This is a genomic window from Longimicrobiaceae bacterium (assembly GCA_035696245.1).
GTDB lineage: Bacteria > Gemmatimonadota > Gemmatimonadetes > Longimicrobiales > Longimicrobiaceae > DASRQW01.
In genome coordinates this window covers 1-10,930 of sequence record DASRQW010000343.1, presented here as the reverse complement: position 1 = coordinate 10,930, position 10,930 = coordinate 1, and the positions used below count along the sequence as shown (strand labels likewise).

Sequence of the window (10,930 nt, the reverse complement as noted above, 5' to 3'; positions counted from 1 at the left end):
GCGCGCCGGTGCCCAGGAAGGCAAGCACGCCCAGCGCGGCGCTGCCCTGCACGTTGAAAGTCGGGTCCATCATCCCATCTCCCATCCGAGGTGAGTGTCCGCTTCGCTCCATCTCCACCGACCTGCTTTTCGCTCATCCTTCGTCCTCGGCGCCGTTCAGTCGATCCCCTTCCGATCCCCTTCCGATCACCCGCCGCCCTCCTCGACTGCACCCGCTCGCGCGGCCGATCCGTCGTCCCGCATCTCACGCCAGCCGTTCAGCGCCCTCCACCTTCGATCCGCGAATCCGTCCCATCTACGTGCACCACATCTCCCGAGGTCGCGTCCGGCCTCGGAGATTCCGGACGCGCGTCAGCCTGCGGCGGCGGTGGGGACGCGGCCGAAGCGGCGCTCGCGGCCGCGGAACTCCGCGACGGCCTCAGCGAGCGCGTCGGCGTCGAAGTCCGGCCACATGCGCGGCGAGAAGAGCAGCTCGGCATACGCGCACTCCCAGAGCAGGAAGTCGCTCAGCCGCTGCTCGCCGCCCGTGCGGATCAGCAGGTCCACGTCCGGGGCCGGCTCCCCCGCGTGCATCGCCGCGCCGAGCCGCCGCGCGAACTCCGCCCGCGCGACCGCGTCTGCATCCCCCGTCCCGATCTCCCCCACGTTTCCGGTAGATGAACGGCCGCCCATCCACCGCGATCCGCCGGATTCGATGGATCGAACGGGATCAGCGGATGCGGGAGATGCGAGGTAACCGGCAGATGCGCCGCGAGACGTGGATGCAGATGCGAGTGCGAGAGATGCGGCGCGGACGATGGCGTCGCGCGCGGAGTAGTCCAGCGCTAGGCGGAGGTGCAGGCGGGTGCCCACGGCGGTGTCTTCCTCCGCTGCGGCGATGGAGCGGACGAGCACGCCCGGCAGCCTGTCGCGCCGCCCGATCACGCTCATGCGCACCCCGCTTTCCAGGCAGCGCTGCGTCTCCGCCGCCAGGTACGCACGGAACAGCCGCATCAGCGCGGAAACCTCGCGTGGCGGCCGCCCCCAGTTGTCCGCCGAGAAGGCGTACAGCGTGAGCGTGCCGATGCCCAGCTCCGGCGCAGCCTCCACCACGCGCCGCACCGCCGCGGCGCCCGCGCGGTGACCCATCGCCCGCGGCCGGCCGCGCGCCGTGGCCCAGCGTCCGTTGCCGTCCATGATCACGGCCGCGTGGATGCCGGGGAAGCCCGCTTTCTGAAAAGCTCTTTGCATCGTAAAGTATCCTGGCAAAAAAATTTGGGGTGCCGCTCAGCGGTCGCGCACCGACTGGATGAGCGCCTCCATGTGGTCCAGGTACTGCTCCAGCGCGCGTCGCCCGTCGCGGGTCAGGCGGAACTCGGTGCGCGGCACGCGGCCCTCGAAGCTCTTGGTGCAGTGCAGGTAGCCCGCTTCCTCCAGCTTGCGCGCGTGCACGCTGAGGTTGCCGTCGGTGGTGCGCAGCATGTCCTTGAGCTCGTTGAACGCCAGCGACTCGTTCACCGCCAGCGCGCTCACGATCCCCAGCCGCACGCGTTCGTGGATGAGCCGGTCGAAGTCGGGCGCACCCGCCTCGGGGTTGCCCGCCACGCTGGTGAGTCCCGTCGGCATCCTCTCCTCCCCGTTGCGGGGTGCCTCTTTGGCCCTACCCACCGTGCCTCCTCGCGATCACGGTCCCGAACACCACGTGCAGCCCGCCGAAGCCGGCCGCCATGAAGGCGTCGCCCCACCCCGCCGGAGCGAACAGCGCCGCCCCGCCCAGCGCCATGAAGCAGACGCCCATCGCGGGCACCACGCGCACCGAGAACGACCCCGCCGTCACGATCCCGGCGCCGAACAGCAGCAGCCACGTGCCCGGCAGCATGGCACCCATCCCCGCCCGGTACATCACCGCGGTGAGCACCGCGCCGGCCACCAGCGGCGGCGCCAGGCTGAGCGCGAACTTGCGGCCCGGGCCGGACAGCATCGGCACCTTCGCCGCGCGCGCCTTCCACGCAGTCGACACCACGCCGATGCCCACGCACAGGACCGCCGCCGCCGTCCACAGGGCGAGCCAGCCCGCGCCCGGCCCCATCCGCCCGGCCAGCGCGGCGGCGGCAAGCGCCACGCAGCCGATCACCACCTGGCCCCAGCCGGAGACCGCCGTGAAGCTTCCCGCGCGCTCCATCGTCTCGCGAATGAAGCGCAGGTTGTCCATCGCGCGAGCGTGCAGCTCGAGCGGTGGTTCCTCTACCGGCGGGCGGATCGGGTGGACTTTTGCCATGTCTGGGAAGATGGTGAGTCGAAAGCCCTTCGTCAAGCGCTTTGCGATGCAAAGCAGGTTTGATGCCACTGTCCGACTACCTCCCCCCGCCGGATCCTAACGTCGCAGGAGCGGGCGGAGGGCGGAGAGGCGGCCGTCGACGTGCGGGGCGGGGCGGAGGCCGAGGATGTGGGCGATGAGGGGGTAGACGTTGACGTTCTCCACGCGGCCCACGGTGGCACCGGGGCGAAAGGCGGGGCCCGTGGCGAGGAAGATCCCGTGCATCGTCCGCACCTGCGGGTCGTAGCCGTGGTTGCCTTGGTTGAGCTGCCAGGCGGCACGGGCCTTCGTGGGGCGCCGCGTATCCACCATCCAGCCCTGGTCCATGATCACCAGCACGTCGCCGGCGCGGCGGCTCTCGCGCACGTGCAGGCGCGCGGGGATGTCGGCGCGGCGGTACACACGGGCGTGCCGCATGCCCGCGGCGAGCGCACGGTACACGCGCTCCTCGCGCGCGGCGTCCCCGCGGAAGAAGAGCTGGGCGTACGGCCCGGCGACCACCACGCGCGTGCTGTCGCCCGGCTCGGCGGAATCGGCCAGGTACTCGATCCGCGCCGTATCCACCTGCTGTAGCCCGTGGTCCGAGACGACGAGCACGTTCACGCTGTCGCGGATGGGCAGCCGGGCGATTCCGTCCAACAGCATCTCCAGCGCGCCGTCCACCGTCCGCGCGGCCTCGGCCACCTCGAGTGCGTCGGGGCCGTGCTTGTGTGCCTGGTCGTCGATGTCGGACAGGTAGGCGAGCACCAGGTGCGGGCGCCGCGCGGGCTCCATCGACAGCCAGCCGAGCACGGCACGCATCCGCGCGGTGTCGGGGACCGCGGCGTCGTACGTCTTGTAGTACGTGGGCCGAACACGGCCCACCGCGGCTTCCGAGCCGGGCCAGTAGAACGCGGCGGTGCGCATCCCCTGCTTCTCGGCCGTGACCCAGATGGGCTCGGCGCCGTACCAGTGCCAGTCGGTGCTCGTCTCCGGGCGCGAGGAGAGGAAGCGGCGGTCCCACGCGGGATCGTACATCTCGTTCCCCACCACGCCGCTGTGCTCCGTGTACGTGCCGCTGGCGATGGAGTAGTGGTTGGGGAACGTCTTCGTGGGGAAGACGGGCACCAGCGCCTCGGCCCGCGCGCCCGTCGCCAGGATCCGCTCCACCGCGGGCGTGTGGTAGCGCTCGGGATAGTCCCACCGGTAGCCGTCCAACGACACCATCACCACGTAGGGCTTGGACGTCTGCGCGGGCGAGTTCTCTCTCGCGGGCGCCGTGTCGCTGCGCATCGGCCAGCTGGCGGACGGGCCGGGAGATGGATGGCATCCCGCCGCGACGGAGGCGATTCCCAGCACCGCGAGAAGCCGCCGGGCCGCGGAGCCGCCGCGCATCTCCCGGCTCAACGGACGGTCCCGACGGCGACGATCACGCCCGTGCTGGGGCTCACCGGCGTGTAGCCGCGGACCAGCTCCACCCGCAACGTGCGTCGCGTGCCGGCACGCAGCCCCAGCCGCGCCTCGCCCAGGTTCTCGTTGCCGCGGATCTGCCGGTGCTCCGATCCGCTCTGCTGGCCCAGCACGGTCAGCGTCGGCGTGACGGGCCCGCCCGCGTACTCCGCGCGCACGGCGTAGACGAGAAGGTCGTCCTGCTCGAAGTCCGCCCGCCGCGTTCCCACGATCGTCAGCCCGGCCTCGGCCGAGAGCGCGAGGGGGCCTCGCGTGCCGCGCGCGCCCACGGTGGCGAAGAAATCCGTGGCGTCGCGGTCCAGCCCGGTCATGTTGTCCGTCGTGGGCAGCCGCGTGCCGAACCGCAGCAGCGCGGCGACGCGCGACGCGTCCGGCGTGAGCCGCACCGCGGTGGAGATGCGGTAGTCGCCGGAGTCGTGGCGCCGCGGGCCGATGGACGGGTCCACGTGCCCGTCGGGATCGGGCGCGGCGTAGCGGCGCCGGTCGCGGAAGAAGCGCTGCCCCGTGCCCGCCGCCTCCAGCGAGATGCGTCCCGTCCGCCACGCGACGGTGAAGTTCGCCGCCTCGATCAGGTCGCCTTCCGTGCCGGCCAGGCTCGCGCGCTGGTCGCGGAACGCGGCGCCCCCCACCTCCACCGAGAATGCGTTCGCGCCCTGGAAGACGCGCCACTCCACCGGCTCCAGCGGGCGCAGCTGGGCGGCGGCGCGGGCGGGCGCGAGGAGCAGGGGTGCGGCGAAAAAGGCCGCGAGCAGGCGGCTCGCGGCTCGGAATCCTTCGGTCATGCGGCTCTTTCGTGCTTCAGATGTCGTCCGGAACGGCCCGGAAGCTCGCGGCTGGCGCATCTCCCGGCAAGGCCGCGCCCCAGCGGTGCAGGTTGGGCAGGACCGCCGCGGCGCGCGTCAGCGTCTCGTCCGGGTAGCCCAGCGCGCGCTTCATATCCACGTCGCGCCGGAACGGGTTCCGCTCGCGCTCCAGCCGTGCCACGGTCCGCGCGCCCAGCTGCCGCAGGTAGTAGAAGGAGTTCGTGGGCACCGGAAAGTCGCTCCCGTACAGCGTGCGCGAGACGAATTCCGCGTCGGCGGCGAGGCGGGGGAGGTGCAGGAAGCGGCTGGGGTTGGAGATGCCGGAGTTGTCCACCCAAAGGTGCGGGAACTCGCGCAGCATCGCCCGAAGCAGCGGCAGCTGGTCCGGGTCGCCGGAGAGGAGCACGGGCACGCCGGTGTGGGCCACGATCACCGGCACGCCCATCTCCAGCGGAAGCCGCAGCAGCGTCAGGTCCTTCAAGCGCGGCTCCACCTCGGCGAACGTGCGCTCGCTGCCGCCGGAGTGCACCAGCAGCGGCAGGCGCGCATCCGCCATCTTCCGGTAGAACGGGGAGATGCGGGAGTCCGACGGGTCGATGCCCATCGTCGCGGGGAGCCACTTCACCAACACGGCGCCGCCTTCCAGGCACTCATCCAGCCGCTCCAGCGCGTCGCGGCGGAAGGGGTTCACGGCGGGGCCTGGCAGCAGCTCCGGGTGGCGGCGGCACGCCTCGAACACCCACCGCGGCGGCACGATCATCTGCGAACGAGCCTCGTCCAGCCCGCCGTCCTGTCCGTAAACGCCATCGAAGCCGAGCGCCACCACGCGGTCCAGCCCGCCCTCGCGCGCGCCGCGGGCGAGGCGCGCCGCCCACTCCGCGTCGGCATCCTCGCGCATACGTTCGTCGCGCATGCCCGTCCACCAGCGCAGGAAGCGCACGGTGGGCCGTGCCGCGAACGCCGGCGACAGCCAGCAGCCGGACCCGCCCGTGCCCACCCCCGCCAGGTGCGCGTGAACGTCGATCTTCACCGCGCCCCCATCGTCTCGACCCGCCCCGCATCAACCGCAACCCGTTCACACGACCCGGCTTCGGGAGATACCGATTCGACGGCCAACCGCCGGGGAAGCACGCCGTCCATCGGTTCGGGAGATGTGTGGCGGGGCGATGCTTCATCGGTCGCAACACTGCCGGGAGATGCAGGGCGGTCCACATCCTCCGCATCCGAAAGCTCCGCGACGCGCGCGGCGAGCCAGCCCGCGACGATGCGCGGCGTCTCCCGCGCGACGGGCACGCCGTAGTGCGACGCGTGCGGCAGGCGCACCAGCTCGGCGCGCGGGATCGCGTCCGCGAGCGTGTCGCCCTGCGCGGGCGGCACGAGCGCGTCGTGACCGCCGTACACCAGTAGCACGGGGATGCGGATGCGGCGCGCGGCCCTGGCGATGTCGAGATCCGCCAAGAGGTTCTGGATCGTACGGACGTAGCCGAACGAGCCCGCGGCTTCGGCGGCGAGGCGCAACGGATACGCGCGGCGCTTCAGCAAGCCGACGGCCGGGACCACGCCCCACAACCCATAGCCGGCCCGCTGTGTCCAGGTCTCGCGACGGAAGAACCGCCACAGCTCCGCGGCCGAGCTGCGCAGCGAGAACTCCACGCTCACGGGCGCGGACAGCACGACCGCCGCCTCGACGCCATCCACCGATGCGCCGAGTGCGGAGAGGACGAGCGCGCCGCCGAGGCTGTGGCCGAGGAGGAAGATCGGAAGCGGAGGACGGCCAGCTCGTGCCTGCTCCAGCGCGGCGGGAATCGCGGTGCGAACCGCATCTGCCGAGAAGCACGTGGTGCTCTCCCAGCCGTGGCCGTCCAGGTCGAACGCGAACACCTCGAACCCGCCCCCCACCAGCGCACGGAAGATGTCGAGCAGCGGAAACAGCGCGTCATTTCCCGCGCCGTGGGCTACGACCACGCGTCCGACGGGCGATGCGGACGGCGTCAGACATAACGCGGCGACATCGCCCAACGCGTCCGCGCGAGGGTAGCGGATGCGCTCGTATGAGACGCCTGCGCGACCGAAGGTGGCCAGGGCGCGGCGGTGGTGGAGAGGGGCCCTCACCCGGCTCGCTCCACTCGCCTGCCCTCCCCCGCAAGCGGGGGAAGGCACGCCGTCCACAGATGCTGGGGGCTCCGCGCTCTACGATTGGACGCCTCGCCGCCGGAGCGGTGGCGACTCGCGCTTCGCGCTGCGGGGGGGCGGGTCGAGGAAGGAACTGCGCGGTCGTCTACACTCCTGTGCCGAACCGTGAAACGCTGCTCCTCGCAGGGACGGCGCGGCGTGTAGGGGTGCGATTCATCGCATCCGAGGTGCTTCCGAATGCGGAAGCACTCCGCCAAATGCACAAGGCCCCGGCATCCGCAACTGGTTCCCGCCTGCGGGTTTTGCGCAGTCGTTGCCGCGGGTCCGACCCCCAGGCCGGGCTCGCTCCGCATCTCCCGAAACGTCACTTGGCGCCGGGGGCGGCGGCTTGGTCTCGGTCGCCGCTCATGTAGCCGGGGGACTCGTCGTCGGCCGGTGCCGTGGTGCCGCCGGCTTCGGCCTGGCGGGCCTCGGCGACGCGGCGGTTGCCCGGGTGCGGGGCGCCGAGCGGGCGGCCGGGCGGCGCCAGCTCCGGGCCCACGTCGCCGGTGATGAGGCGGGCACCGCGCTGCCACGTGAGGTACGACCACGCCCACTGCACGAACACGCTGATGCGGTTGCGGAAGCCGATTAGGAAGAAGATGTGGATGAACAGCCACGCCATCCAGGCGATCCAGCCGAAGATCTTGATCTTCCCCGTCTGCAGCAGCGCCTTCCGCCGCCCGATGGTGGCCAGGTTGCCCTTGTCGAAGTACGAGAACGGCTGCGTGGGCTGGTGCTTCAGCAGCCGGCGGATGTTCTCCGCCGCCGCGCGGCCCTGCTGGATCGCGACCTGCGCCACGCCGGGCAGCTGCTGGCCGCCCCTGCCCGCCAGCGATGCCAGGTCGCCCACCACGAACACCTCCGGGTGGCCGGGGATGGAGCAGTCCGGCTGCACCAGCACGCGGCCCACGCGGTCGGTGGGCACGCCCAGCGCCTTGCCCAGCGGCGACGCCGTGACGCCCGCCGCCCACACCACGTTGCGCGCTGGGATCCGTTCGCCGCCCACGTGCACCGACTCCACGTCGATGCCGGTGACGATGGCGCCCGTCCGCACCTCCACGCCCATTTTCTCCAGCGCGCACTTCGCCTTCTCGGAGAGCGAGGGGTCGTACGCCGTCAGCACCCGCGGCCCGCCTTCCAGAAGGATGATGCGCGCCGTCTTGGGGTCGATGTGGCGGAAATCGCGGATGAGCGAGTGGCGCGCGATCTCCGCCATCGCGCCCGCCATCTCTGTCCCCGTGGGCCCGGCGCCCACCACGGCGAAGGTGAGCAGGCTTCTGCGGCGCTCGGGGTCGGGCTCCTGCTCCGCCGCCTCGAACGCGAGCAGGAAGCGGCGGCGGATCTCGGTGGCGTCCTCCACCGTCTTCAGCCCCGGCGCGAACGGCGCCCACTCCGGATGGCCGAAGTACGCGTGCGTCGCGCCGGTGGCCACGATCAGGAAGTCGTACGCCAGGCGCCGCCCGTCGCCCAGCACCACCTCGCGCGCGGCGGTGTCCACCGTCTCCACCTCGCCCATCTGCACCTCGGCGTTGGCCTGGCGCCGCAGCACGCTGCGGATGGGCGTGGCGATGTCTGCCGGGGACAGCGCGGCGGTGGCGACCTGGTACAGCAGCGGCTGGAAGAGGTGGTGGTTGCGGCGGTCCACCAGCGTGAGCGTGACCGGCGCGTGCCGCAGCGCCCGCGCCGCCTGCAGGCCGCCGAAGCCGCCGCCCACGATCACCACGTGCGGAATCCGATAGGTGCGCGTGTCCGCTGCCATCGCCGCCTCTCGCCGTTCAGGTGTGACCGCCGCCGCCCGCGTGCTTTCCATAGAATACCCCGCGCGATGCATTCCGGGAAAGCGCCCGCGCTTGCCATGCCGCTCTGCCCCCGTCAGCTGGTCCGCCGTTCAAGCTGCGAACGCGGGAGAATCGCGCAGACATATGCCCGTCCATCCCGAGAACGGACTGCGGATGCCCGGCGAAGACGACGCGCAGTACTTCGGCGCCCACCGCGGGCTGAGCGGGTGGATGGCCGAGGCGTGCGACACGGCTTCGGAATGTCGTTGTTCCATTAACGTCGTGCGAGCCGCGAATCGGAGGCGCTGCCACACACCCGCTCGGCCGCGAGAAACCCGCTTTGTCACGGTAGATGGGATCCGCTGCTACGCAGGCATCCTCGTCACGTCTGTCGCCAACCGACGCACCCCTACTTGCGTTGTATGTAGAGTTTATCTAGTTTATCTCACGAACCGATAAACCTCCAAAGATCTGAATAGGATTTATGAATCCAGCATCTAATCCGTTTGCGCCGGGGGCGGGAACCCGGCCGCCCGAGCTGGCGGGGCGAGACAAGATCGTAGACGATGCCGCCGTGGTGCTGGAGCGGATCGCCAACGGACGTTCGGCCAGAAGCCAGATGCTTCTTGGGCTTCGTGGAGTCGGGAAGACCGTGCTCCTGAACCGGATCGCCGAGATCGCCGAGGAGAAGGGGTATCAGACCATTACGCTCGAGGCCCCGGAGAACCGGCGGCTGGCCGAGATGCTCGTACCGCCTTTGCGGAAGATGCTCTTCCAGTGGAGCCGATCCCAGCGGGCGCAAGCTCTCGCCGTCAAGGCGCTGGGGATTCTCCGCGCATTCACGAGTGCGTTCAAGATCTCCGTGGGAGACATCGAGTTCGGCGTCGAGGCCGCAACCGGCACGGCGGACTCCGGCAGTCTGGAATCCGATCTTCCCGAGGTGCTGCTGGCTGTCGCGGAGGCGGCGCGGGCTGGTGGCCAGACGGTGGTGCTATTCATCGACGAAGTGCAGTACCTGTCCGCCGAGGACCTTGCTGCGCTCATCGTATCGATCCACAAAGTAGGGCAGAAGGGGCTGCCGTTGGTGATGTTCGGCGCCGGATTGCCCCAGCTTGCCGCACTCGCGGGAGAAGCCAAGTCCTACGCGGAGCGGCTGTTCGCCTATCCGCAGGTTGGGCCGCTTTCGCGCGAGGCCGCCGAGGAGGCGATCCGCGAGCCGATCCGGCGCGAAGGGGCGGACATCGACTCCGAGGCCCTTGGCGAGATCGTGGAGCGCACCCGGGGCTACCCTTACTTCTTGCAGGAGTGGGGCTATCGAGTGTGGGACACGGCCTCCGGTTCCCCGATCGGCTCGACCGACGTAGCCGAAGCCACGCAGGCAGCGGTGAAGGAACTCGATACCGGGTTCTTTCGCGTCCGGCTGGACCGCCTCACCCCGCGCGAGCGCGACTACGTGCGTGCGATGGCGGAGCTCGGTCCCGGACCCCACCGATCGGGCGACATCGCGCGCGTGCTCGGCGCCGCCGTGACCGCGATGGCCCCGCTCCGCAACGGGTTGATACGCAAAGGAATGATCTATAGCCCGTCCTTCGGGGATACGGCCTTCACCGTTCCCATGTTCGACGAGTTCATGCGACGATCCATACCAGAGTGGAAACCGGAACGCGCGACCAAACGCAAATAGACGGCCCGCAACCCGATCTTCGCATAACCAGCAGACGGCCCGCCTCGCATCCTCGCGAAACGGGCCGTTCCTCATCCATCGAAAATCCATCCGGCGATCACGGGAAATGCGCTGCCCGGCTCCCTCCGTCAGCAACGATCATCCGCCTTTCATCCACCGTCCCGCCTCACCCGCCGCTGACGGCGGCGAAGATGGTGATGGTGCTGCCGTCGGCGACGGCGGAGTCCAGGCCGTCGAGGAAGCGGATGTTGTCGCCGTCCACGAAGACGTTCACGTGCTGGCGGACGGCGCCGCTCTCGTCCATCACGCGGTCCACCACGCCCGCGTGGCGCGCGGCCAGCGCACCCAGCGCGTCGCCCACCGTGCGGCAGCCGTCCTCCAGCGTCACCTCCGAGCGTCCGCCCGCGTACGGCAGTAACGCGCCCGGCAGCGCCACGGTGATTCCCATCTCACGTCTCCTGAATCGGTTCGCCGAAGCCGGGGATCGGCTCCGTGCTGCGGCTACGACGCGCCGTTGCCGACCACCGCGGCCTTCACGCACACGATGGGCGGCAGTGCGTCGCTGATCTCGCGCCAGGTGTCGCCCGCGTCTGCCGAGCCGAAGAGCTTGCCGTTGCGCGTGCCGAAGTAGATGCCCGCCTGCGCGTGCCCGTCGGTCGTCATCGCGTCGCGTAGCACCGTCTCGTAAGCGTCCTGCTGCGGCAGGCCCTCGGTAAGCGGCTCCCAGCTCTCGCCGGCGTCGCGG

General features: G+C 70.8%; 11 protein-coding genes. 1 reads left to right on the top strand and 10 read right to left on the bottom strand.

The features are described 5' to 3' along the window. Positions 1–351: 351 nt before the first annotated feature. From uppS to VFE05_15835, 8 genes are all read right to left on the bottom strand, one after another. Positions 352–1,230 carry a polyprenyl diphosphate synthase gene (gene uppS / locus VFE05_15870; protein HET6231551.1) on the bottom strand — a complete coding sequence of 293 codons (879 nt, stop codon included), beginning with the start codon at positions 1,228–1,230 and terminating at the stop codon, positions 352–354. Positions 1,231–1,266: 36 nt separating this feature from the next. Further along, on the bottom strand, positions 1,267–1,605 hold the full coding sequence (locus VFE05_15865) for a transcriptional regulator (GenBank protein HET6231550.1): 339 nt from the start codon (positions 1,603–1,605) through the stop codon (positions 1,267–1,269). Between the two features lie 34 nt (positions 1,606–1,639). Next, positions 1,640–2,257 carry a hypothetical protein gene (locus tag VFE05_15860; protein ID HET6231549.1) on the bottom strand — a complete coding sequence of 206 codons (618 nt, stop codon included), beginning with the start codon at positions 2,255–2,257 and terminating at the stop codon, positions 1,640–1,642. Positions 2,258–2,353: 96 nt separating this feature from the next. Then, positions 2,354–3,682, bottom strand: a complete 1,329-nt coding sequence (locus VFE05_15855) for an ectonucleotide pyrophosphatase/phosphodiesterase (GenBank protein ID HET6231548.1) — start codon at positions 3,680–3,682, stop codon at positions 2,354–2,356. Next, positions 3,679–4,527 (bottom strand): hypothetical protein, encoded by an 849-nt coding sequence (locus VFE05_15850; GenBank protein ID HET6231547.1) that lies wholly within the window; start codon positions 4,525–4,527, stop codon positions 3,679–3,681. The genes VFE05_15855 and VFE05_15850 overlap by 4 nt, the downstream gene beginning before the upstream one ends. A gap of 16 nt (positions 4,528–4,543) precedes the next feature. Then, a complete protein-coding gene (locus VFE05_15845; protein HET6231546.1) occupies positions 4,544–5,578 on the bottom strand; it encodes an amidohydrolase family protein in 1,035 nt (344 codons plus the stop codon). Further along, positions 5,575–6,660, bottom strand: coding sequence for an alpha/beta fold hydrolase (locus VFE05_15840; protein ID HET6231545.1), 1,086 nt, complete (start codon positions 6,658–6,660; stop codon positions 5,575–5,577). Before VFE05_15840 ends, VFE05_15845 begins: the two co-directional genes overlap by 4 nt. Positions 6,661–7,045: 385 nt before the next feature. Continuing rightward, positions 7,046–8,482 carry an NAD(P)/FAD-dependent oxidoreductase gene (locus VFE05_15835; protein HET6231544.1) on the bottom strand — a complete coding sequence of 479 codons (1,437 nt, stop codon included), beginning with the start codon at positions 8,480–8,482 and terminating at the stop codon, positions 7,046–7,048. Positions 8,483–8,985: 503 nt separating this feature from the next. Here VFE05_15835 and VFE05_15830 point away from each other — a divergent pair. Continuing rightward, positions 8,986–10,185 (top strand): AAA family ATPase, encoded by a 1,200-nt coding sequence (locus VFE05_15830; GenBank protein ID HET6231543.1) that lies wholly within the window; start codon positions 8,986–8,988, stop codon positions 10,183–10,185. Positions 10,186–10,351: 166 nt separating this feature from the next. On the opposite strand, the gene VFE05_15825 is transcribed toward VFE05_15830, so the two are convergent. Both VFE05_15825 and VFE05_15820 read right to left on the bottom strand, forming a co-directional pair. Further along, a complete protein-coding gene (locus VFE05_15825; protein HET6231542.1) occupies positions 10,352–10,633 on the bottom strand; it encodes a ubiquitin-like small modifier protein 1 in 282 nt (93 codons plus the stop codon). A 53-nt stretch (positions 10,634–10,686) separates the two neighbouring features. Continuing rightward, on the bottom strand, positions 10,687–10,930 hold a 244-nt coding region (locus VFE05_15820; protein ID HET6231541.1), incomplete at its 5' end, for a hypothetical protein.

Coding starts and splice junctions, on each gene's coding strand:
- VFE05_15860 (HET6231549.1), bottom strand. CDS start 2,257: ATGGCAAAAGTCCACCCGATCCGCCCGCCGGTAGAGGAACCACCGCTC.
- VFE05_15825 (HET6231542.1), bottom strand. CDS start 10,633: ATGGGAATCACCGTGGCGCTGCCGGGCGCGTTACTGCCGTACGCGGGC.
- uppS (HET6231551.1), bottom strand. CDS start 1,230: ATGCAAAGAGCTTTTCAGAAAGCGGGCTTCCCCGGCATCCACGCGGCC.
- VFE05_15850 (HET6231547.1), bottom strand. CDS start 4,527: ATGACCGAAGGATTCCGAGCCGCGAGCCGCCTGCTCGCGGCCTTTTTC.
- VFE05_15830 (HET6231543.1), top strand. CDS start 8,986: ATGAATCCAGCATCTAATCCGTTTGCGCCGGGGGCGGGAACCCGGCCG.
- VFE05_15835 (HET6231544.1), bottom strand. CDS start 8,482: ATGGCAGCGGACACGCGCACCTATCGGATTCCGCACGTGGTGATCGTG.
- VFE05_15865 (HET6231550.1), bottom strand. CDS start 1,605: ATGCCGACGGGACTCACCAGCGTGGCGGGCAACCCCGAGGCGGGTGCG.